At 34.3% G+C, this 24394-nt stretch carries 22 protein-coding genes; 11 read left to right on the forward strand and 11 right to left on the reverse strand.

Translation table 11 applies throughout. The annotated features are described in order from the left end of the window. Positions 1-8: 8 nt before the first annotated feature. The 3 genes from AC1EUU_RS04065 to AC1EUU_RS04075 are packed head-to-tail and all read right to left on the reverse strand — an operon-like array spanning position 9 to position 2180. Positions 9-419 (reverse strand): 6-pyruvoyl trahydropterin synthase family protein, encoded by a 411-nt coding sequence (locus tag AC1EUU_RS04065; protein WP_480200097.1) that lies wholly within the window; start codon positions 417-419, stop codon positions 9-11. A 2-nt stretch (positions 420-421) separates the two neighbouring features. Then, positions 422-943, reverse strand: coding sequence for an isopentenyl-diphosphate Delta-isomerase (gene idi / locus AC1EUU_RS04070; RefSeq protein WP_480200098.1), 522 nt, complete (start codon positions 941-943; stop codon positions 422-424). Positions 944-962: 19 nt separating this feature from the next. Continuing rightward, positions 963-2180 carry a hypothetical protein gene (locus tag AC1EUU_RS04075; RefSeq protein ID WP_480200099.1) on the reverse strand — a complete coding sequence of 406 codons (1218 nt, stop codon included), beginning with the start codon at positions 2178-2180 and terminating at the stop codon, positions 963-965. A gap of 68 nt (positions 2181-2248) precedes the next feature. Here AC1EUU_RS04075 and AC1EUU_RS04080 point away from each other — a divergent pair, with 68 nt between their 5' ends. The 6 genes from AC1EUU_RS04080 to AC1EUU_RS04105 all read left to right on the forward strand — a co-directional run bounded on the left by AC1EUU_RS04080 (position 2249) and on the right by AC1EUU_RS04105 (position 6385). Continuing rightward, positions 2249-2953, forward strand: coding sequence for a peptidylprolyl isomerase (locus AC1EUU_RS04080; protein ID WP_480200100.1), 705 nt, complete (start codon positions 2249-2251; stop codon positions 2951-2953). 74 nt (positions 2954-3027) lie between these two features. Continuing rightward, positions 3028-4617 (forward strand): peptide chain release factor 3, encoded by a 1590-nt coding sequence (locus AC1EUU_RS04085; protein WP_480200101.1) that lies wholly within the window; start codon positions 3028-3030, stop codon positions 4615-4617. 241 nt (positions 4618-4858) lie between these two features. Beyond that, entirely contained in the window at positions 4859-5020 is a 162-nt protein-coding gene (locus tag AC1EUU_RS04090; protein WP_480200102.1) for a Lacal_2735 family protein, read from the forward strand. Further along, positions 5020-5484: a TspO/MBR family protein gene (locus AC1EUU_RS04095; RefSeq protein WP_480200103.1), complete on the forward strand. Its 465-nt coding sequence runs from the start codon at positions 5020-5022 to the stop codon at positions 5482-5484. The genes AC1EUU_RS04090 and AC1EUU_RS04095 overlap by 1 nt, the downstream gene beginning before the upstream one ends. 5 nt (positions 5485-5489) lie before the next feature. Further along, positions 5490-6041, forward strand: a complete 552-nt coding sequence (locus AC1EUU_RS04100) for a CIA30 family protein (protein ID WP_480200104.1) — start codon at positions 5490-5492, stop codon at positions 6039-6041. 113 nt (positions 6042-6154) lie between these two features. After that, positions 6155-6385 carry a hypothetical protein gene (locus tag AC1EUU_RS04105; RefSeq protein WP_480200105.1) on the forward strand — a complete coding sequence of 77 codons (231 nt, stop codon included), beginning with the start codon at positions 6155-6157 and terminating at the stop codon, positions 6383-6385. Positions 6386-6418: 33 nt separating this feature from the next. Here the strand turns inward: AC1EUU_RS04105 and AC1EUU_RS04110 are convergent, their stop codons facing one another. The 3 genes from AC1EUU_RS04110 to AC1EUU_RS04120 all read right to left on the reverse strand — a co-directional run bounded on the left by AC1EUU_RS04110 (position 6419) and on the right by AC1EUU_RS04120 (position 11431). Continuing rightward, the gene (locus tag AC1EUU_RS04110; RefSeq protein WP_480200106.1) at positions 6419-8458 is read right to left on the reverse strand and encodes a hypothetical protein; all 2040 of its coding nucleotides are present in this window, start codon (positions 8456-8458) and stop codon (positions 6419-6421) included. 66 nt (positions 8459-8524) lie between these two features. After that, positions 8525-10144 (reverse strand): alanine/glycine:cation symporter family protein, encoded by a 1620-nt coding sequence (locus AC1EUU_RS04115; RefSeq protein WP_480200107.1) that lies wholly within the window; start codon positions 10142-10144, stop codon positions 8525-8527. Between the two features lie 171 nt (positions 10145-10315). After that, positions 10316-11431: a hypothetical protein gene (locus AC1EUU_RS04120; RefSeq protein WP_480200108.1), complete on the reverse strand. Its 1116-nt coding sequence runs from the start codon at positions 11429-11431 to the stop codon at positions 10316-10318. Between the two features lie 55 nt (positions 11432-11486). Between AC1EUU_RS04120 and AC1EUU_RS04125 the strand changes: the two genes are divergently transcribed. The 5 genes from AC1EUU_RS04125 to fdhD are packed head-to-tail and all read left to right on the forward strand — an operon-like array spanning position 11487 to position 19007. Beyond that, entirely contained in the window at positions 11487-12569 is a 1083-nt protein-coding gene (locus tag AC1EUU_RS04125; RefSeq protein WP_480200109.1) for an AI-2E family transporter, read from the forward strand. A gap of 2 nt (positions 12570-12571) precedes the next feature. Further along, on the forward strand, positions 12572-13744 hold the full coding sequence (locus AC1EUU_RS04130; RefSeq protein ID WP_480200110.1) for a THUMP-like domain-containing protein: 1173 nt from the start codon (positions 12572-12574) through the stop codon (positions 13742-13744). A 59-nt stretch (positions 13745-13803) separates the two neighbouring features. Further along, positions 13804-15423, forward strand: a complete 1620-nt coding sequence (locus AC1EUU_RS04135; protein ID WP_480200111.1) for an NADH-ubiquinone oxidoreductase-F iron-sulfur binding region domain-containing protein — start codon at positions 13804-13806, stop codon at positions 15421-15423. An 11-nt stretch (positions 15424-15434) separates the two neighbouring features. After that, entirely contained in the window at positions 15435-18200 is a 2766-nt protein-coding gene (fdhF, locus tag AC1EUU_RS04140; protein WP_480200112.1) for a formate dehydrogenase subunit alpha, read from the forward strand. 12 nt (positions 18201-18212) lie between these two features. After that, entirely contained in the window at positions 18213-19007 is a 795-nt protein-coding gene (gene fdhD / locus AC1EUU_RS04145) for a formate dehydrogenase accessory sulfurtransferase FdhD (RefSeq protein ID WP_480200113.1), read from the forward strand. Positions 19008-19405: 398 nt separating this feature from the next. Here fdhD and AC1EUU_RS04150 read toward each other — a convergent pair whose 3' ends face one another. The 5 genes from AC1EUU_RS04150 to AC1EUU_RS04170 all read right to left on the reverse strand — a co-directional run bounded on the left by AC1EUU_RS04150 (position 19406) and on the right by AC1EUU_RS04170 (position 24371). After that, positions 19406-20767: a Gfo/Idh/MocA family protein gene (locus tag AC1EUU_RS04150; protein WP_480200762.1), complete on the reverse strand. Its 1362-nt coding sequence runs from the start codon at positions 20765-20767 to the stop codon at positions 19406-19408. A gap of 29 nt (positions 20768-20796) precedes the next feature. Further along, positions 20797-21519, reverse strand: a complete 723-nt coding sequence (locus AC1EUU_RS04155) for a carbon-nitrogen hydrolase family protein (RefSeq protein ID WP_480200114.1) — start codon at positions 21517-21519, stop codon at positions 20797-20799. 17 nt (positions 21520-21536) lie between these two features. Then, entirely contained in the window at positions 21537-22430 is an 894-nt protein-coding gene (locus AC1EUU_RS04160) for a TolB family protein (protein ID WP_480200115.1), read from the reverse strand. Between the two features lie 142 nt (positions 22431-22572). Further along, positions 22573-23547 (reverse strand): DUF4347 domain-containing protein, encoded by a 975-nt coding sequence (locus AC1EUU_RS04165; protein ID WP_480200116.1) that lies wholly within the window; start codon positions 23545-23547, stop codon positions 22573-22575. Between the two features lie 152 nt (positions 23548-23699). Further along, positions 23700-24371: a hypothetical protein gene (locus AC1EUU_RS04170; RefSeq protein ID WP_480200117.1), complete on the reverse strand. Its 672-nt coding sequence runs from the start codon at positions 24369-24371 to the stop codon at positions 23700-23702. Between the last annotated feature and the right edge of the window lie 23 nt (positions 24372-24394).

The following is a 24394-nucleotide window of genomic DNA, read 5'->3' on the forward strand; positions in this document are numbered from 1 at the left end:
GTTCATTATTAATCGCCATTGTAGATAACAAAGTTTCTTGGAGTTTCATACAAGGTAACTGATAACTCATGCTTTGCACTAATATGCTTTCTAAGCTTTTGATATGTTACAACGGCAATATTTTCGGCTGTTGGATTTAGTTTTTTAAACTCAGGCACTTCTTCATTTAAGTTTTTATGATCAAAAGCATCTTCGATTTCAATTTTTATTAGTTGTTTTAGATCTTTCATGTCGATCACAAAACCAGTTTCTATATCAATCTCACCGGTTACTGAAACAATTAATTCGTAATTATGACCATGATATTTTGGATTGCTACACTTTCCGAATACCTGCCTATTTTTTTCGTCCGACCAATCGGCTCTAAATAAACGATGCGCAGCATTGAAATGCGCTTTTCTGTTAACTGTTACTTTCATAATTATGCTTCTACCAATCGTAGATAATATTCATTGAAAATAATCTTAAACCATTCTGTATAAACATCTGGTTGTTTTTGCATGTCTTCTTTTACCAACTCTAAATCCATCCATTTATAACTTTCAACCTCTTCAGTGTTAATTTTTGGCTCATTGTTAAATATTCCAATCATAACATGATCTAACTCATGTTCGGTAAGACCATTATCAAAGGGAGCTTTATAAATAAATGAAAATACTTCTTTTAATTCACATGTAAATCCCATTTCTTCTTGCAAACGTCGTTTACCAGCTTCAATACTTGTCTCACCGTCTCGTTGATGACTGCAACATGTATTGGTCCACAACAACGGAGAGTGGTATTTATCTGCTGCTCGTTGCTGCAATAATAATTCACCTTTGTTGTTAAACACAAAAACGGAAAACGCGCGATGCAATAAGGCTTTTTCGTGAGCCTCCATCTTAGCCATTAAGCCAATTTTTTCATCATTTTCGTTTACTAATATTACCTGTTCTTCCTTCATTCTACTAATTTCAACAAAACTACAAATTCTCTAAGTTAATATAGGTAGTTTTAATTACGCTGTTTTTTTCTGAAACATCTGTCCATGCAAAGTAAGCTTTATCCTTAAAAATTTCCATTTGTGGAAATCCGCTTGAGCGAGAAGGATCGAATACCGCAACCTTAAAAGAGTGGCCCATTCTACCATTTTTATGAACTTTAACTGCCTTTATAACGGTTTCATTGTTCTCTGAAGCAACCCAAGAAATTAAAGCATGGTTAACATCTATAAAATCAACATCAACTCTTCCAATAGTTTCAATTTCATCAACAATTATTGGCTCATCAAAACTGACACCATTGTCTTGAGAAAAGATCAATTTCACCTTCGGGATTTCATCAGCAGCCGTATACCAGGCAACTACCAAATTATTTTTTAATGAGGCCGTTTTAGGGCCATTTACCGGACATCCTTCTATTTTCCAGTTATCATTATGAATTGACTCTGGCTGGGTCCAACTACCATCAATAAATCGGCATATACTTATATCTCTAACCTCGATGTCACTCCTATCTCGATAAACAACTATAGGGCCATTTTCGGTTATGGCCGCACTGGTTTGGCAGCAATCGCATGTTTTAGTATCTAATTCAAATTCATTCTCTTTTGTTCCATTAGCTAAAATAGTAGCTGATCGTATAGTCATGGCTCCTGCTCCATGATGATCATGTCCACCACTTGTGTTTCTACCATCTAACCAGGTCACAAAGAAAGAATCATCTTTGTACGGAAGCATTGTTACAAATCCGTGCTCAGATTCTGTACCGTCTGAATGCAAAATGAAATCATTATTCCAATTTGCAGAATCTTTATTGAATAATTTTATATGAACATCGTAAGTGTAGGTGCCATTGGCAGATTTTTGTAAAAAATGACTTAAAAGATTTCCATTATTTTCTGCTATAGCAGGGAAATCAGCCCAATTTACAAACCAATCATCTCCCGCCATGATCTCTTTGGGTTTAGACCAGCTCGTATCAATCAGTTTAGAGAATCGTAAACTAGCAACAGAATCATTTATTTTCTTTGTCCAAGACAGTAACAATGCATCGTTGCTCGCAAATAAAAACGGCTGTGCACAGTTCGTTGTACTCGGCGCATCAAGATTATATAAACTTAATTCTTGATCTTTTGAATTTTTGACTTTAGAGCAAGATAAGAGAATGAAAACAAAAATTGAAAAAGCTAAGTAGCGCATCGTGATTAAGAAAGCGTGAAAATACAAAGATTTAAAGTAATAATTATATTTGCAATCATATTTCTACTATGCGAATTATAATATTTGTTTTACTACTTACCTCTATTGCGATTTCTTGTAAAAAAGAAGAGAATAAACAATCTCAAAAAGCAAAAGCACCTGTGAAGAAAAGTTATACTGTTAAAAAGAAAAATAGCACCTTCACAAAAGAGAAAAAAGAAGAAGAAACTATTAGTAGAAAAAATACCATTGAATTTTTAGAAGCTTTTGGTAAAGAGAATCCAGAAACACAGGTAATTTTCAAAACACGCTTGGGTAATTTAAGGGTTAGCTTATATGAAGATACGCCACTTCATCGAGCTAGCTTTATTTTCTTAGCAAAGCAAGGATACTTTAATACAGTTACGGTACATAGAATTGTAGAAGATTTTGTTGTACAAGGTGGTAATTCAGAAAACCCCTTGACAAGAAGAATGCGAAAGAAGTTTGATTCCTATAACCTACCGGCAGAATTTAGAGATAATAGAAAGCATAAATATGGGGCTTTAGCTGCTGCAAGAAATTGGGAGAACAATCCGAACAAACGTTCTACTCCATTTGAGTTCTATTTTGTAGTTGATAAAAAAGGAGCATTTCATTTAGATGGCGAGCACACAGTGTATGGTGAAGTGATTAATGGATTTTCGATTTTAGATAAGATGAGTAAAGAGCCTGTAGATACTCAAGAATGGCCCAAAAATGATATTTTCTTTGAAGTTGAAGTCTTAAAATAACTTTAAAATTTCATTGAAGCATCGCTAAGGAATTGTTTTCTAAAATTCTATCTTTGCGCTCCCAATTTTAATACATGAGTTTTTTAGAAGAAATACAACGCAGGCGAACTTTTGGTATAATTTCTCACCCAGATGCCGGTAAAACTACTTTAACAGAAAAGCTTTTACTCTTTGGTGGTGCCATTCAAGAGGCCGGTGCCGTAAAAAATAATAAGATCAAGAAAGGTGCAACTTCCGATTTTATGGAAATTGAGCGTCAACGTGGTATTTCTGTAGCAACCTCTGTCTTAGCTTTCATTTATAAAGACAAGAAAATTAATATTCTAGACACTCCTGGGCACAAAGATTTTGCTGAAGATACGTTTCGAACTTTAACAGCTGTTGACAGCGTAATTGTAGTAATTGATGTGGCTAAAGGTGTTGAGGAACAAACTGAAAAACTTGTTGAAGTTTGTAGGATGCGTAACATACCTATAATTGTATTTATTAATAAATTAGATCGTGAAGGTAAGGATGCTTTCGATCTGTTAGATGAGGTTGAGCAGAAGCTAGGATTAACAGTTACACCTTTGAGTTTTCCTATAGGAATGGGTTATGACTTTAAAGGCATTTACAACATTTGGGAAAAGAGGTTAAATTTATTCTCAGATGAAAACAAACAAACCGTATCTGAAGGAGTGAAATTCGATGATGTTTCAAATCCTGAATTAGACAACTACATAGGTGAGGATGCAGCAAATCAACTACGTGAAGAATTAGAATTAGTCTATGAAGTATATCCTCAATTTGATAGAGATGCATATTTAGGCGGAAAGCTTCAACCTGTATTTTTTGGTTCAGCACTAAACAACTTTGGTGTAAAAGAGCTATTAGATTGTTTTATAGACATTGCTCCACCACCTCAACCAAAAATGGCAGAAGAACGCTTGGTGAAAGCTGCTGAAGACAAATTATCTGGGTTTGTATTTAAAATTCATGCCAATATGGATCCAAAGCATAGAGACCGATTGGCTTTTATAAAGATCGTTTCGGGTACTTTTAAGCGAAATGTTCCTTATTTACATGTTCGACATAATAAAAAACTAAAATTTTCGAGTCCTAATGCTTTTTTTGCCGAAAAAAAGGAAATAGTCGATGAATCCTTTCCTGGTGACATTGTTGGATTACATGATACCGGTAACTTTAAAATTGGTGATACCTTAACAGAAGGTGAAAACCTCAATTTTAAAGGAATTCCAAGTTTTTCACCAGAACATTTTAGGTATGTAAATAATGCCGACCCAATGAAAGCGAAGCAATTATATAAAGGCTTAGATCAATTAATGGATGAGGGCGTTGCGCAGTTGTTTACCTTAGAATTAAATGGCAGAAAAGTAATTGGAACGGTTGGAGCACTTCAATATGAAGTTATTCAATATCGTTTAGAGCATGAATATGGAGCAAAATGCTCTTATGAAAACCTCAATGTACACAAAGCTTGCTGGGTTGAACCTGAAGATGATAAAAACGAAGAGTTTATTGAATTTAAGCGGGTTAAACAACGTTACCTAGCGAAAGACAAACAAGAACAACTTGTTTTTTTAGCTGATTCTGCTTTCACCATTCAAATGACGCAACAAAAATATCCCACAGTAAAATTGCACTACACAAGCGAATTTAATTAACTCTTTAAGACCAAATTTAAGTATCCCACTTTTAGATTAATTACTGAAATATTTAATTTGTTTAAACTTTTGTTAAAAAAATTAAACAAATTAAAATATTTATTATATTTGGTTCATTAGATTATATAAAATTTGTAGGCGTTTATATTGCTACCTTATTTTACAATTTCTAGCGTTCTTTTTAATAGGATGATTTACGCCTTGATACACAACAAATGGTTCAATCAAAAATAGATGCATTATGTTCGGATTATTTAGAAAAAATTCAGAGTTTAATCAACTACAGAGAAGTTATGAGCAATTGATCAAGCAATTGCGTGAAAATTCAACGAAAAGTAAGTCAGAAAGGGATGCAATTTACAGTAAAGCTGAAGAAATACTTAATAAAATGGAATCTCTATAATGATGAAGTTTTGGCAGTTGTTAATTGTTTTTCTTCTAATAAATTTTGGAGGTTTAGCCTTTGGGAGTTGGTTAATGAACGACGGTCCGATGACCGAATGGTATTTAAATTTAAATAAAGCTCCATGGACACCACCTGGATGGTTATTTGGTGTAGCCTGGACCACCATTATGATTTGTTTTTCTATTTACTTAGCGAAACTATTTCAAAAGAGACAATCCCTACCATTATGGGGGTTATTCGCCATACAATTCATTTTAAATGTAAGTTGGAACTTTGTCTTTTTTAATCAGCACTTGGTCTTCATTGGTTTAGTAATAATTCTATTACTTACAGTGCTCATTTTTCATTATTTCCTATCATTTCAAAAAGACACCAAACGCTGGCGATTTTTGCTAACTCCATATTTGATATGGCTGTGTATTGCAACATCTCTTAACTATTATATCTACGTATATAATTAGTTATTATGAAAATTGTAGCCGCTATGCTTATACTTCTTACCTTATTAGCGATGAATGAAAAACTCCTTATTGACTTTGGAAAATCAACTAACAAGCAAAATTGGTATGTTGTTAATGATGGTGTTATGGGCGGTTTATCTTCATCTTCAATTCACTATACTACTAGTAGTCTACTATTTAAGGGAACCACATCTCTTGAAAATAATGGCGGTTTCGCATCAATGCGTAGCAGAAAAAACAAAGTTAATCTTGCTGAATACACCAGTGTTAAGATTAAATTTAGAACCAACACGCCGGCTAGGGTTTTTGCAATTCGACTAAACACAAATAATTTGTACTACAAACCTAGTTTTAATAAAAAATTTAGTGGTAGATCTAATGATTGGGAAACGTTAGAATTTAAATTAAATACTTTTAAAGAAACTGTTTTGGGTAGTGAAACCGGAAAAACGATATCAAATGAACAGTTAAAAAATGTTATTCGGATTGGAATAATGTTAAATGATAAAAAACAAGGAGACTTTGGCTTAGAAATTGATTATATAAGTTTTGAATAGCCTAAATAATAATGAATAATAGATTTTTGTTATTTATCAATAAGCATAAAATATTTAGCTTTATTTGGAATTAATCTAAACTTTCATATATTTAAGGTTAATAAGGAAAAAGTATGGAATTAAATAGAGAAAATATAATAAATAAAGCATTAGAGTTTGAAAATGCTAAAAACCCGATTACTAGTACTTCAGAGCGTATAATAGTATCTAAAAAGGCTAAAGAGCATATATTAGCTTTAAATCAAATCTATAAAGAGACGAAAGATCAGGAAATCATGGACATTATGAAACGTTTAACTGCTATTAAGCAAAGAGCTGAAAAACGTTTGATTATGCGAGTTTGATAAATTCACAATTAACCTTTATCAAACTTCAAATTAGCCTCCTCTTGCTTTTTTAAGCTGTAATGACTTAGCTTTAATTTTCCTCAATAACTTACACATATCAGTAGTTTTTCTATCTGCTTCTTTCTCTGTGTATTTTCTATTAGTTTTGGGATTTGTCATTTTTTGTAGACGTTCTACAGTTTGAAAATGTCCTCTAGGTTGGCAAGGATCATAGTATATAAGTACTACTTTATAAAGACCTCCAATTGCTTTTAATACATCTGTAGGAATGGGAGTTTTACCAAGATCTTCCACATAATTACCGACTGGATTTTCTAAAAAGTCGGGCAGCCAATCCCACAAGCCCGGTACATCTTTAATACCCGCACTGCCGATTAAACCTAGTTCTTTAATATTATCAAGCAGGTATTTACGGTATTCTAAAGCTTCTTTTTTTCTTTTTTCAGCATCTGCTTTCTTTTTCTCTTCGGCAATTCTTAATTTTTCTACTGCCGCTGCCGCTGCTTTGGCTTCTTCTTCTTTTTTAATTCTATCGGCCTCTGCCTTAGCAATATCAGCTTTTATTTTGTCGCACTTCTCTTTTACTTTTCTCATGCATTCATCATAAGCCTTTTGAGCAGCGTCTACTTCAGCTTGTTTTTCATCTGCAATTTTTTTAGAAGCCGCAGCCTTTGCTTTCGCTTTGTTATATGGTTCTTTTGCCTTATCTGCCGCTTCTCGAGCTTCTTTAGCTTTCTTTTTTAATTTTTCCTCCAGTTCTTTCCGTTTCTTTTCCATTTCTTTAAGTGCTTCGGGGCCACTTAATTCTTTCAACCTGTCCTGATACTCATTTACATTGGTATTTCCATCTTTATAGTCGGTGTAAGCTTCATCTCTTAAAACGTTTAATAGCTTATGATCAATCATTTTATACGTATATCCTTCATAGGTAATGGTTGCTCCTTCATCAGGTGGAATAGCATCATTTTCGGCTTTTTTAGCTTTTTTCTCTAGGTCATCTGCAATCTTTTTTAATCTATCTGCTTCTTTTTTATCGGCATCATATTTATCTTTTGCTGGTTTAGCTGCTGCTTTTTTAGCATTTAAGTCTGCTAATAACTCATCGCATGATTTCTTCAGTTCTTTGCATGGATCTTTTTCTTCAAAATCAGAATTTATTGCTACTCCCTCGTTTGGAAATTTGGTGTCTGGTAGTTTTAATTCGGTAGAAATAGAGAATGATCCTGTTTTAATGCTTCTTACATTCCATCTCTTAACAAAAGCTCCCTCCTGTTTTGCAACCATAATTGTTTGCGAGTTTCCTCCTTGTAATGCAACCACTGCCGGTGTTAAATTGGTAACTGTAAGTGGAATTGGTTTTTCTAAAAAATTGAGCCCGGTAATAGTAGCTTGTATATGAGTACTTTGCCCCCTTTTTAAATTTAACCGACCCGCTGTAAGTTCATAATTAACCAATTGTACTTTTTCTGAGGCAACTTCCTTATTATTTTCCTTTACGCTAAAATTGTGTATTGCAGTACTCAATTTTGGAGCTTTAAAAAGTGTTTGCACCGGTGATTCTGCCAAAACATTAGCGGTTTGCCCGCCTATTGATAAAGTTGTAGTTTTAATATCTCCATCAAAATTCCCAATCACCTGAGATCGATCTTCACTTTTTATACCTTTAGGAAAGCTAAAACCATTTGGTAGGTTTTTACTCAATAACTTCGGACTAAATGATTGAATCATTTTTCCTTTTGTATCTAGAATTGAAATGTTCATTCGATCGGTGGTAAGAATAGTTGAAAATACTTTATCCCTAATATTGAACTTTGCATCTCCTAATTTCAAACTATATTCAAGCAATTTTTTAGTGTTTTTTTGAATATCTCTAGCTGAGCTTCCTACGGCCTCAAGAAAATGTGAGCCCGATACTGACTTTCCGGCTACATAATTTTCTGGTAAGTACGTATAGATTGATCCATAAGGAGTTTTTGTTTTCAAGGTAATTAACCCATTATTTCTTGTTTCGGTTTGAGCTGTTGAAACAAAGAATGACAATGCAAATAAAAAAATGGTTAACTGTTTCATAATGAAGGAGATTAGTTGTTATAAATATAACCAAAAATCTCCTTCTATTCGAAAGTCAATTCCTCTCTAACCAAATTTTGCTTTAATGGCACTGAAATATTTGTTTAACTCTTCTCTTACTTTAGGGAATAACAGGAGTAAACCTATCATATTCGGAAAAACCAACGCTAAGATCATAGCATCTGAAAATTTAATTACTGCATCGAGTGTAACTGCAGCTCCTAAAATGGTGAATATTAAAAAGATGATTTTATATGCAAGATCTGTCCACTTACTTCTTCCAAATAAGTATTTCCAAGACTGTAAACCGTAATATGACCAAGAAAGTATTGTAGAAAATGCAAATAACACAACAGCAATAACTAAAACATATGACGAGCCTGGTATGGCGCTATCAAATGCCATCGAAGTAAGGTTTACGCCTCCTGCCCTAGTTCCATCTGCCAATAATGCTTGATTATTTATCACATCTCCGTAAACAAATGCACCATCTACATTAAACATAATAATAACAATTGCTGTCATGGTACAAATCACTACAGTATCAATAAATGGTTCTAGCAGACCTACAAGTCCTTCTGAGGCAGCAAACTTTGTATTTACAGCAGAATGAGCAATCGCTGCCGACCCTGCTCCGGCTTCATTTGAAAAAGCGGCACGACGAAATCCTTGTATCATTACGCCAATGAATCCTCCGGTGATAGTAGCTCTTGGCGTAAATGCCTCTCTAAATATTAAGCCAAAAGCATCATCTACATAGCTAAAGTTTGAAAGAATAATGAACAAAGCAGCAGCAACATATAATACTGCCATAAACGGCACTACTTTTTCGGTAACCTTTGCAATGCGTTTAATACCTCCAATAATTACAATTCCAACAAAAATGGCGAAAATAAGGCCAATAATACTTCCAGAAGCCGAACCTTCAACACCAAATCTTGATATTATTTGTGCAGCTGCTTGGTTCGTTTGAAATGCATTTCCTCCTCCAAAAGAAGCTCCAACACAAAGAATTGCGAATAAGCCTCCTAAAAATTTACCAAAGTGTTTGTATCCTTTTTCTTGCAACCCTCTTGAAAGATAGTACATAGGGCCGCCATAAACACTACCCTTTTCGTCTATATCTCTATAACGCACTCCTAAGGTACATTCTACAAATTTTGATGACATCCCCAATATGCCAGCTAAAATCATCCAAAAAGTAGCTCCTGGCCCTCCAATTGATATTGCTACGGCTACCATAGCAATGTTTCCTAGCCCAACTGTACCAGAAACGGCGGTTGCCAGCGCTTGAAAATGATTTACTTCCCCATGATGGCTTTCATCTTTAATAGTATCAATAATATCTCCATCTACTTCATGCACATTTGGTGCTGACTCAATTTCTAATTGTTCGAGCTCATCATATTTACCTCTAACAACTTGAATTGCCGTTGGAAAGTGACGGATATTGATAAAACCAAAATAAATAGTAAAAAATAGAGCTCCAGAAAGTAGCAATATCAGCACTATCGGAATTCCAAATCCGGCAATCGTAATTTGAGTAAAAATTAAATTTTCCCACCATACTGCTATGGGCATAAATGCCTCGTTTACGCGCTCATCCAATCCTTTTGACTGCGCTGAGGTAAAAAATGGAGTTAAAAGTAATAATGTGAATACTAAGTGTTTATGTTTCAAATTCATGACAATAATTTTTAATTCGGCGCAATTTGTATCATGAATTATTTTAAAACGAAAAAAGTCTGAAAAAAGATATATTTGTCAGTAGTAGCGTTACTGACAAAGTCAAATTATTTATAGTTATGTGGAGTTCTTAAAATCAATTATAACCACCAATACAGTGTTAAATAAAGTTCAAGACAGAAGATTTATATTCTCTGGAGGTATGGCTAATCGAATTCTGCGCTCACGTTTTTCCGACATTTCGAAAAGTGTATTTTTTAGTGGGTTTAAATGATGATCGCGTGTCCAATTTTCTTTGCCGAAAACCCCATCTAGCAATGCAACAAGTAGTCGTTTAATTTCATTATGATCATTAATATCATAGGTCTTTGAACTGTCAAAATTCTTAGGTTTAATCTCAAGCCAATCATCATTCTGCTCTTTTTTACGCTCAGCAAATTTTAAAAAAAGTGCAAATAATGCCGGGGTTAACTGTACCTTGCGTTCATCACCGCCTGGCAATCCTTTTAACAGCACAAACTGTGTTATCTTGTCTTTACTAGTTCGCGTTTTGCCAAATTTAATATAAAAGTGTTCAGAAGCTGGTATTACATTTTCTGCCAATTCTTTTACCCAGCTTAAGGCTAGCGCAAAAAATAACATGATCAATGAAGTTTTAAAAATTGCTGAAAACAAGGTGAGATTAATAGATGAATCTGTTAATTTATATAATTGTGCAACTAAGGTAATGAGTATGGTTGCTAGTGATAGCCAAGCCAATATTTTTAATCTACGCTTGGCGAAAGATTCCCATAAAACAAGCCCTAAAAAGCCTAAGGTTAAAAATGCGTAATACACATCTAATTCACTAATTAAGCTTAAGGTTTTACCAGAAATCATTTTACTAATGGTAGGCAGGAGCGAAAATAGGAATGGCAAACCAATAATATAAATCCAATACTTTGATTTTATAATATGCTCAATGGGTATGGGCAAGTATCGAAACCACGGCAGCGCCAATAAAATAAAAAGGCTATTGAATAAAGACAATATGCTTCGCCATCCGTCAAGGATAAAACTATGTTCCAAAGATTTATTTGAAAAATAGACTTCAATAATTCCAGAAATACTCCAACATAAGATAGAGAGTGCTAACCAAACTTGTCCAAAATCATTTTGTCGTTTTCCTATGTGCCACCAAATAGCTAATAACGCAATAAATGCAAATAAACATACTGTAAATTGCCACCATCCGTAGAAGGTTAATATTTCACTTGCTCCGCTCAAAAAATAGAATTTCTGTTTCAAATATAGCTAAAAACAAACTAGCTGGATAATTAGAAATTAAGCTATATTTACGCTTATGAACTCAAAAACAATCAGCAACGGAATTTTAAGAGCGCTAAGCATTATTTTAGGAATCTCACTGCTCTTGTATTTTCTATACCAAATCAGATCGGTAATCATCTATATTGTTATAGCAGCGGTATTATCACTTATAGCCAGGCCAATTATTCGTTTTTTAAAAAGAAAATTAAAGTTTCCAAATACATTAGCGGTGGTTAGTACCATGGGACTATTTTTAGCTATGTTATTCGGACTCATTTCAATGTTCATTCCATTAATTATTAAGCAAGGGCAAAACCTTTCTTTGTTGGATATTAATCAATTGGAAAAGCGGATTGAAGATTTATTAGTGCAAGCCAATGATTATTTTACGTCTCACGGAATTAATGTATTAGATCAACTACAAAGTGTCGACATATTTTCTAATGTAAAAGCAATTCCTAATTTTTTAAATAATATAATTGGCACTATTGGCAGCTTAAGTATTGGCTTGTTTTCTGTATTGTTTATTGTGTTTTTCTTTATGAAAGATAGCCAGCTACTCCATAATGCTCTAATGGTAATTGTTCCAGACAAAACCGAAAGTCGTTTTGCTGCTTCCATTGAAAAAATAGAGAATCTTTTATCTCGCTATTTTATCGGATTGGTAACACAGATTACTATTCTATTTGTGCTTTACACTATTATCTTACTCATTTTTGGAGTAGACAATGCCGTTGTTATCGCATTTTTATGTGCACTGTTAAACTTAATTCCTTATGTTGGGCCGTTAATTGGTGGAGCTTTAATGGCAATTCTAACGATGACAAGTCATATTGACGAAGACTTTAAAACTCAAATTTTACCTACTACCATCTATGTTTTAATTGGATATGGTATTGCTCAGTTAATTGATAATTTTATAAGTCAGCCACGAATCTTCTCTCAAGCCACAAAGGCACATCCTTTAGAAATATTTTTAGTGATCATCATTGGAGGGCTTTTATTTGGAGTTACCGGGATGATCGTCGCCGTACCAATGTATACCGCGTTAAAGGTAATTTTAAAGGAGTTCTTAGCAGAAAATAAGATTGTTAAGTCGCTGACAAAGGATTTATAAAGTTGAATCCGAAAATTCTACATAGGGAAGTTCAAGATTTTATAAATAAAAATCTTAAAGCAGATATCTCTAAACTTCTTTTTAAAGGAAGTCCTTTTGAAAATGTATCCATTCAAGATTTAGTAATTCAAATTGAAGCTAAAAAGCGTTGTGAGAAAAAGCTACCAACTTGGTTTCAAACACAAAATATTTATTACCCTAACAAATTAAACATTGAGCAAACATCTTCTGAAGTAACTGCCAATTATAAATCGAAATTAATTTCTGGCACGTCAATAGTTGACCTTACCGGAGGTTTTGGGGTTGATAGTTTTTTCTTTTCAAAACAATTTAAGAAAACCATTCACTGTGAGATTAATAAGGAACTTTCAGTTATAGTAAACCACAATTATAATGCGTTAAAAGCTAATGTTAAAACTATTTCTGAAGATGGTTTAAGCTTCTTGAAAAACGAACATCAACAATTTAGTTGGATATATCTCGATCCATCGCGCAGAAATGATATAAAAGGTAAGGTTTTCCTTTTAAAAGATTGCCTACCAAATGTACCTGAAAACTTAGACCTTTTATTTAGATATTCAGAAAATATATTGATTAAAGTCTCTCCGATACTTGATCTAAAAAGTGCTATTAAAGAATTGCGTTTTGTAAAGGAAGTACATGTTGTAGCAGTTAATAATGAAGTGAAAGAATTGCTATTCCTTCTTAAAAAAGATCATTCAAGTACTGAAGTTATTAAAACAATCAATATAAAAAAGAGTGGCGTCGATGTTTTCGAATCCAATTTCAACGCTGCTGAGGAAGTGGTCTATTCTGATCCTCTCACCTATTTGTACGAGCCTAATTCAGCTATTTTAAAAGCAGGCCTATTTAGTGAAATTTCAAATCAATTAGAGGTGTTTAAACTACACGTTAATAGCCACTTATATACATCTAATGATTTAATCGAATTTCCAGGGAGACAATTTAAAATTAACCATGTATTACCCTATGATAAAAAGCAGTTAAGACGAATAATTTCATCTAAAAAAGCCAATATCACCACACGGAATTTTCCTGAAACGGTCGCGCAAATTCGAAAAAAAACAGGAATTAAAGATGGAGGAAATCAATATCTATTCTTTACAACAAATATACTTGGAAAACATATTGTTATCGTAAGCGAGAAAGTTTAACAACAGCTCTTTTCATATCGTTCTTTATTTTACTAATTTAGTGCAACTAATTAGTTGAAATGGCAAATAAGAATATCCGTTCATTATCGTATAGAAAAGAGCTAGATGACAATCTTTTTGAGAAAGTTGCGCAATTAGCTAATCAATCGGCGTCTCAAGAGGAATATCATGAATTGGCTGAGCAATTTATGGTTGATGACTCTGTGCTTTTTGGCACCGCTTCATTTTATGATTTTTTACGACCAGAAAATCAAGGCAAAACTGTGCATGTATGTAATGGTACAGCGTGTATGGTAGCCGGTACCCAAGAAAAATTAGTCGATAATCTAGAAGGTATCGTTAATAAAGATAAGATTGGGCATGCTCCTTGCTTAGGTCATTGTCACCAAAATCATGCATTTTTATATGACGATAAAACCTATTCTTCGAATTCAGTAGAAGCGTTAAAAGAGATTATAAATACAAAGAATTATAAGGAGAATACATATCATGTAGATTGCAATTCTACCCCAATACTTACTTCAAAAGTTAACGACATAGTCGGTTTTTACAAACTAACTGATGCACTTAAAAACAAGCCTTATGAAGCGATTAATGAACTCAAAACTTCCAACCTAAGAGGTCGTGGCGGTGCAGGGTTTCCGTTTTATTTTAAGCTTGATGCAGTAATAAAAGAAGTAGCTGAACAAAAATATATAGTCTGTAATGCCGATGAAGGAGACCCCGGGGCATATTCAGATATGTATTTAATGGAGCATCAACCTCATAAAGTGCTCTTTGGCATGTATATGGCGGGGCTTATTGTTGGGGCAGATACAGGTGTATTATATATTCGTGGTGAATACCCCGATTCTATTCGAAAAGTAAGAGCAGCAATAGATGAGTTAAAAGAATTAGGGTTAGCACAAGATTTTAGATTCAAGATCATTAGAGGGCAAGGATCATACATTTGTGGTGAAGAGACCGCATTATTAAGCTCTATAGAAGGCTTAAGACCTGAAGTTCGTGTTCGTCCTCCCTACCCTGCTCAATATGGCTTATATGGTAAACCCACAGTGCTTTCTAATGTTGAAACTTTTGCCAATGTACATTGGATCTTAGCAAACGGAGGCGCAGCTTATGCTAATTTGGGCAAAGGCAAATCTACCGGTACTAAATTGGTATCCTTAGATAGTTTCTTCAATAGACCCGGCATGTATGAAATTGAAATGGGCACACCTTTAACAACCGTATTCGAAAAATACGGTAAAGGTTTCAAATCAGATGTTAAAGCCGTGCAAATTGGGGGACCATTGGGAGGTATTATTCCTATACATAAACTTGATGAATTGACCTTAGATTTTGAGTCATTTGCTTCTCAAAACTTTTTGTTAGGACATGCTAGTGTAGTATCCATACCAACAGATTTTCCAATGGTAAAGTTTTTAGAACATTTACTTGAGTTTACAGCAGACGAATCTTGTGGAAAATGCTATCCTTGTAGAATAGGGTCGCACAGAGGTTATGAAATGCTCAAAAAAGCTCAAAATGGAAATTATAAGATCGATAGACAATTATTCGATGATCTAGTTGAGACCTTAGAAATAGGTTCTTTATGTGCTTTAGGTGGCGGCATTCCGCTACCAATTAAAAATGCATTGCACTATTTTCAAGATGAATTGAAGTTATATTTCGCTTAATCAAAAGAATTATGGAAGATAAAGCAACAAAAAGTATACAGGTAGAAAAATTAAAAAATGGTACTCCAAAGGCTTACATTAATAACCAAGCATATACAATTATGCCTGGTGAGACCATTCTCGAGTTCGTTAGGCGGATCGAAGATAGAGATGCCATACCAACAATGTGCCAAGATGATCGATTAGACAACTTTGGATCATGTAGGGTATGTTCTGTAGAAGTGGCACGAGAAAAAGATGGGGTATCAAGAACCGTAGCTTCATGCCATACACCAGTCGGTGAAGGGCAGTATATCTATCATAATACTGATAAAATGAAGCGTCTACGCAAGAATATTGTGGAATTAGTTTTATCTGACTATCCTTCTGATAAAGTTTTTCCTCCTGCAGACAAAAAACCTACCGAATTTCAAAAGACTATTGCTCAAATAGGAATTCCGAATGTACGCTATCCAAAGGGAGATCATCATTTAGATATAGAACCTGATAGAGCACATCCCTATATAAAATCAGATTTATCTCAATGTATTAATTGCTATCGTTGCGTTCGTGCCTGTGAAGAAATTCAAGGTGAAATGATATTAAATATGTCAGGGCGTGGTTTTGCAACTAATATTATTAAAGGTTTTGATACCACATTTGATGAGTCAGCTTGTGTTTCTTGTGGTGCTTGCGTTCAAACATGTCCTACGGAAGCATTAACAGATAAATTTGAGACTAAAACATTATTAGCCGATAAAACTGTTAGAACCACTTGTACATATTGTGGTGTAGGCTGTCAATTAGATGTAGCCGTTATAGATGGAAAAATACGAGGTATACAGGCGCCTGAGACTGCTGAAGTGAATGAAGGGCATACGTGTTTAAAAGGACGTTTTGCTTTTCAGTTCTATGATCATCCCGATCGTTTACGAGAGCCAATGATAAAGAAGAATGGAAAGTTCGAAGTCGTTTCTTGGGATGAAGCTTATGACTTTATAACAGATAAATTACTTCAAATAAGAGATAAACATGGTCCCGATGCTATTGCCGGCATCTCATCTTCTCGTGCTACGAATGAAGAGAATTATTTAATGCAAAAAATGATTCGAGTAGCAGTAGGCACTAATAATATTGATGGTTGCGCACGTGTATGCCATGCTCCTACCGCCTATGGTATGCAGCAAGCTTTTGGTACCGGCGCGGCAACCAATTCTGTAGAAGATATAAAAGAAGCCGATGCTTTATTCTTGTTTGGTGCAAATCCTGTTAAAGGACATCCAGTAACAGGGGCTAAGTTCAAACAGGCATTTATGAAAGGGGTAACTTCTATCGTTGTAGATCCAATTAAAACCAAATTGGCCGATCTTGCTACTTATCATTTACAGATAAGACCCGGTACAAATGTGGCTATTTTGAATATGATTGCGCATTATATCATCAAAGAAGGTTTGGTAAAGCAAGATTTTATTGATTCTTATACCGAGATGTATGATGAATTTAGAGACCATGTGATTGGTTTAGATATGAATGAGCTTTCTGAGCTTACAGGTGTTGCTAAAGAACTCGTTAGAAAAGCTGCAATTGCCTACGCATCTGCCGAAAGAGCTATGGAGTTTCATGGATTAGGAGTTACCGAGCACTTTCAAGGAAGTAAAACTGTAATGCTGCTATCGAATATAGCTATGATGACCGGCAATGTGGGTAGAAAAGGCGTAGGATTAAATCCGTTACGCGGGCAAAATAATGTACAAGGAGCGGCCGACATGGGTGTGCAGCCTCATCAAGGTGCTGGATACTTAAACGTTAATGATCCTGAAATTCAACGATATTATGCCGAAAAGTATGGTATAGCGAAAATGCCAGAAAAAGAGGGTTTGAAAATACCACATATGCTAGATGCGGCCATAGAAGGAAAAATTAAAGCGCTCTATATTATGGGGGAAGATACGATAATGACGGATCCTAATTCAAATCATAGTATAAAAGCTTTTGAAAATCTTGATTTAATTGTTGTACAAGAATTATTCATGACTGCCACTGCAGAATTGGCGGATGTAGTTTTACCTGCTTCTTCTTATTTTGAAAAGGACGGAACTTTTACCAATGGAGAGCGTCGTGTACAACGTGTAAATAAGGTAGTCGAGCCTATTGGTAATACCAAACCTGATGGACAAATTATAATCGATATGATGCATCGCTTGGGGTATGACCAACCAACAGGACTTAAATATGAAGCAGCCAAAGTAATTGAAGAAATTGCAGATGTAATTCCTTTTATGAAAGGACTAAGTTGGGAACGTTTAGGGAAAAATGGATTACAATGGCCAGTTAAAGAAGATGGTACAGATACTAAAATGCTTCATATAAATGGTGCCTTCAAAAAAGGAAAAGGAAAATTTCATCATTTTGATTTTGAAGAAACACCTGAAATAGTGGAACATGGAGCAATATATCCTTTTATTCTTACTACAGGACGTGAGTTAGAGCATTACAATTCCGGCACCATGACACGTCGAACCGATAATCAAGAAATTTTAGGTAAAGATTATTTAGAGGTACATCCTAGAGATGCAAAAGACAAAGGCGTATCTAATGACGATATGGTTCGCATTTTTTCTGATCGTGGTAGTGTAAATATTCCGATAAAAGTGTCAAAAAATGTAAAAAGAGGGATTTTAAGAACTACCTTTCATCAACCAGAAGTATTTATTAATATTATTACCGGAAGCGTAGGTGATAAAGAAACACTTACTCCAGAATATAAAGTGGTTGCGGTTGATTTTGAAAAAATTTAATTACATTCATATATGCAATCGTATAATTATGATGCTCTTAAATATAGTAATGGAGTTACCAAAAAAATAAATGACACCGTAGTCATTGAAGCGGGACTTCAAATAAATATAAATGATGCATCTTATACCGTTGTAATGCGTACACCTGGTGACGACAAACATTTGGTACGTGGCTTGTTATATGCAGAAGATATCTATAAGAGAACCGAGAGTTTGCCTTTAGAGTTCGTTGAGGAAAAAGAAAATGGATTCTCTATAATCAATGCAAAAGTACCCAAGGCAAAAATTGGTAAAGGGTATATGAATAAGCGTACTCTACTATCCGTTTCTTCTTGCGGAATTTGTGGTAAACAAGAACTTTCGGATATTGAAATCTCAGGCGCAACGATCCAACAGGATAAACAATTAAGTCTTGTTTTAATTAAAAAAATGTATCTGGTGATGAAATCTGCTCAGACCCTTTTTGAAAAGACAGGAGGTTCTCATGCAACCGCTGCTTTTAACACAGAAGGTAAAATGTTGAGTTTAAAAGAAGATATAGGTAGGCACAATGCATTAGATAAAGTTGTTGGGCATTTATTAGATACGAACAAATTGAAGCAAGCTGCTTGTATACTGGTAAGTGGCCGCGTTTCTTATGAAATAGTATCAAAAGCTTTTATAGCACAAATACCTGTAATAGTTGCGGTATCGGCATGTTCATCTTTAGCTATTGATTATGCCAAAGAATTAGGAATTTGTGTGATTGGTTTTAGTAGAAAAGATAAGGCTACCATTTATGCAAACCCAGGTTATATAAAAGTATAGTATGAAGGCAGTAAACATAAAATATTCTTGACGTAAGTCTTTAGCCATATTGGTGGGAATTAAATGCACTATTCTCCTCATAAAGTTCTAACGAGCTTTTAGAAGAACTAGCAATGTAGCTGCCTTCTTGTTTATATTTTGAATCTTCACTATCTCGACAAATATCTAAAATCTCTTACCCTAAACTAACCTTGGTAAATACATACCTATTCTTTTACTTTAAGGGGGCAGTTTGGCCAAATAACACAGCTCATTTATCAATTGGAGCAACAGTTTAAATTAGGAAAGGTAATTTCTATTCACTACATTAAAAAGAGAGATTACCGAAGAAGAACCAATTATCTTGAGTGCACCATTATGCTACAACAAATTACTAGCTAATACTGAAAAAATCATAATTAATAGGAGTCTTTCATCCAATTATACGGCTTACGTTTTACCCATAACCCTCTGGTAAAATCAGGAAAGTCCTGTGGTTCTCCATTATTTTCTATAGAAACCTCTGAAAGGGGTGTAACGGCGCTCCAGGCAGCAGCATCATAAACATCTAATGGTGGTGCTATGTTTTCTTTTGCAGATTCAACAAATGCATTGAGCACAAAGAAATCCATGCCTCCATGTCCCGAGCCAGCTGCATATTCGCCATATTTTTTCCATAATGGATGATCATATTTCTTTAACCATTCGTCCATTTCCTCCCAACGATGATCCTTAGAAACACCCTCAATATGAATCCGACGAGTATGGTAATCAAATTCTGTAATGCCCTGGGCACCTTGAATTCGAAACCCTAATGAATATGGTCTTGGTGAGTTCACATCGTGTGTAACAATAATTGTTTCTCCATTTGAAGTTGCTATTGTAGAAGTAATTACATCTCCTTGCTTCCATTTTAGTTTGGCATTTGGGTGATCTTTTCCTCCTTTCTCGGTAATGTATTTATTCAACCCTACAGGTTTGGTAGCATGAGAAGTTAATGATAAGAATCTATTCCCTCTATTAATATCGGCCATGGTTGCAACAGGTCCCAAACCATGCGTAGGATATACATCTGCATTTCTGAGTAATGAATGTTGCGTTCTCCATCTTGCCTCAGATATTCCTTTTTCACCAAATTCAACCCCTCCTCCATAAGGTTGCTTACCATTATTAAATTTTACATGGCGCAGATCATGTTGATATCCACATCTAAAGTGTAATAGCTCACCAAACACATTTTGTTTTACCATATTTAACACCGCCATCACATCTCTACGGTAATTAACATTTTCTAAAATCATGAGATGAGACCCCGTATTTTCATGCGTATTTACTAGATCCCAACATTCTTCTAAAGTGTTAGCAGCCGAAACTTCCAGACCAGTATATTTGCCCGCCTTCATTGCATCTACAGCCATTTTGGTATGCCATAACCATGGTGTTGATATAATTACAGCATCAACATCTTGTTGCTCTAATAAGTTTCTATAATCATAATCATTTTTGCCAAAAATCTTAGGTATTTTAAAACCGGCTTTTTTAATAGCTGTGCGTGCTATTTCAATACGCTTAGGGTCAATATCGCATATAGCGGTTACCTCAATATCTTTTCTCAGTAAGGCATTATTTAAATGATTCGTACCTCTAAGTCCAACACCAATAAATGCGAGCTTTAATTTTTGATTTGCCTTTAAATTCATTCCAAATGACATCATTGGTAAGGTTGTTATGCCAACACTTGCCAGGGCTGTTTCTTTTACAAAATTCCTTCTGCTTTTCATCATATTTACGTATAAATTATTATGAGTTGTTATATTTTAACAACTGTATCATTTTTCGTGTCTAAGATTAACAGTCCTTCACTGTTAGGTTCTAATTTCCCCAAGAGTTCGCCATTTTTATTCCAGATAGCGCTCTGACCTACACACATAAAATCATCACAAACTCCAATACTATTAGACATTAATACTAGCATCGAATACTTCCTCGCAACTTTTGGAAAGTGCTTAAACGCTTTTTCAATTCCCTTTTGAGGTTTAGCAACGCTCGCCATATATATATTGGCTCCAAGTTCTTTTGCATGTTCTGCATGCTCTTCTTGTAGTGATTCATAGCAAATAGCAGGAGCCATTTTCTTATTTTCTACTTGCACTATTAATTGGTTAGTACCTTCTATAAAATATGGTAGCTCATCAGAATGTAATTTTTGTTTTAAATACACTCTTTTATTTTGATTCGGTTGAAAAAACACCATACCTATATATATTCCTAATGCTGCTTTAATTGGTATTCCAACGCCTATTGAGATCTTTTTTAAATCGCTAATTCTTTGAAATTCATTTAATCGTAAGTCATTCTCATTAATAGCCAGTTTTTCTGCATCTTTGGGTGCATAACCTGTTAGTGAAAGCTCAGGAAATCCAATAAAATCAATGTCTTGTGAAATGGCAACTTCAATCCATTTCTTATGAATTTCAATATTTTCATAAATATTTCCGCTTTGTGGCTTGATTTGAGCTACACTTATTTTCATCGAGTTAATCGAAAATACTATTTATTAATGTTTAGTTCTGATTCAATATTCACCCATTTCACCTTCCAATTGGTGCTCTGATGTTCACCAGTAGTAAAGAACAGAAATTTATTATCGGGTGTTATGAATGGATTTCCTTGTCCTTTATTATTTATTTTACTATTCAATTTTCGTGTTCTTACCCAATTACCTGAGCCATCATTAAAACTAATCATTAAGTCAAGTTGGCTCTCAATCGACGCAAACACTAAGTAATCTTCATTAGGAGAAACATAAGGAGTACATTTCGCTTTTTGTAAAGCTTTTTCGATAATAACTTTTTTTGCATCTACAAATTTACCGTCTAAGTTTCTTGAGTAAAATAAGTCCATTTCGCTATAATCTAAATTACTTGAATGAAAATATAGTGTTCCTGAATTAGTGACAATGGGATGAGAAACAAGTTTATCTCTTAAGTTTGGAATATCAAGATATGTAGGTTCATTCCATTTTCCATTAACTCTTTCTGATTTCCAAATATGCCAAGTTTGTGGAATATTATTCATATTTGTTGGTCTGGTTGAACTAAAATAAATGGTATTACCATCTGGAGAAAAACTCATCCCATGATCGCTGTAATCACTATTAAAGAATGCCTTTTGAGGACTAGACCATTTTCCATTGATTTTTTTCATTTCATAAACATCGAAGCGTTTGAAGTTTTTGTCAGAAAGAACATAAAAATATTGTTCTAGATCTGGACTGAACACTCCCTTATGAATAATTTCATCTTCCGGAATATGATTTTCTTTGAATGTTATAGGAGTTTCATAAGGAATTATCTCAGTTAAGTAATTTATTTCATTATTCTCAATATTATTTTTACAAGAAAAAATGAGAATTGCAACAAGTAGCGTGCCTAGTTTTTTCATTCAATAAAAAAATTGCTAAGGGAATTACAACTAATTTTCCCTCATCGAACGAAGTTAATTAATTCAAGTGAATTTGTAGAAGGAAATTTTAAGGCAACTATTTATTCGTAGAGTAGTAGAATGATTTATAGTTACATGAACGTTATTTCGCAAGTTCCTTATAGAGATTAGAAGTTTCTGGTTTCAATAAGAAAACCGACTTATCATCAGATTCTTTATCATCTAAAAGTACAGCATTCCAGTTTAAAATGAGGTGAAAAAACAATTCTTCTTTAGCTTTGGTCTTTATAAATACCTTTGCACTATATCTTGATTTTAGTCCGTTACCCTCATATTCATTTTGATAATCTATACCATTTAAGAGATTATGAATTGTGATACTATCTTTAATAAAATAATCAATAGGGTTTGGCGGATTAGACCAAAACTCTCTGGTTGATCTATAAATGGACATTGCTTCAACACTATCTGGATGAACTAAATTGACTTGCGTTCTAGATTTTTTTCGCAATTTTTCACCAAGAGTATCCGAACCCTTTGGTTTTGGTCTCTTATTAGGTGTAGCTTCTTGATCGCTATTAGCATCAGGATCTTCGTCTGCATACACTTCTCTTGTAGGAGCTTTTACTTTTACGCCAAAAAAATCAGCAATTTCAACTAATTTATCACTTCCCTCTTCTCCTTTTCCAACTTCACATCCAAAAAGAATAATTTCGGCTCCTTTTTTACAGAATTTCTTTTTTAAAGGCTCTAAAATATTTTCCCATTCTTCTTTGTGCCCATCAATTTCTTTACATTCAACAGCCTCTCTTCCAGCACCAACAGAAATTACACCGGGCCCTCCGTGTCCTAGAAGCACTAACTTCTTGATACATTTACATTTATCTTTCTTCATTTTCTGCTTAATCTTAGCAACCATATCCTCTTTTCCATTGGCCTTTAAGGCATCTGGGTGTTTTTCGGCAAAATCTTGATTATCATTATTTACCTCAGGCCAATCAATTACCTTAATAACACATGCTTTTCTCCCTTTACAGCTTTTACATCCTACATAAAGAAAAAAAGTAAATGTTGCAATTACTAAAATACCTAACTTAAAAAATGTTCGCCGCTTCATAAGAAATAATTTTATCAAAATTAAAACCTAATTCACAGTAAATCAACAGGAAAAACCCTAATTCGACCAAGGGTATTTCCTGTTTTTTAAGCCTAAAAAGGATGCTATAAAAATTGCCATTGAGAAAAGTTATTGTGTTTCGATTTTTCGCATTATCTTCTTAATCGCTTCGCTCTTTCTAAAAACCCTTTTCCAATTAATTGCTTTAATACATGCTTGCCATTTGCAATAATTTCTATATTACTTTTAACCCCAGCTTCTTGTAAAAGACGATGGCTTTCTTGTGCAGAACGCATCCAATAGGCATCTCTATCACCAACTATAAATTGTACCTTAACACCTCTTAACTTTTTAAGCTTTTCTTTATTGCGATTATTAGGATTCCCCGCTACCCCATTAATACCTTCAAAATATTCAGGCAACTCCATCACGAGATCAAAAATGCTGGCACTATTAGCGCTAAAGCATACCGCGTGAAATTTGTTACCTTCAACATTATAAGTGTTTTTTAAATGCTCTAGTAAGGCCTTTATTTCATTTTTTCTACTGACTGCGTTATAAATTCTATAACCCACAAGAATCCATCCATAGGTGTCTTTGGTTCCTTGCCAATAATAACTCTCATCACTTGGTGAACGCCCATCTGATGGTCCAATGATTATTGGATATGTCTTAGCGCTATCGAATTCTTGCGGTAACTGAACTGTATAACTAAGTGCTTTTCCTTTATACTTAAAAGTTTCTACTTTCTTTTGACCTACAACTGGCAAAGCGTAGAAAAAGAATAGTGAAATTATTGCGATTAGATGCTGAGTTATTTTCATACTAATGAAGTTTTAATGATTTA

The organism is Maritimimonas sp. 2205BS37-2 (genome assembly GCF_056591755.1).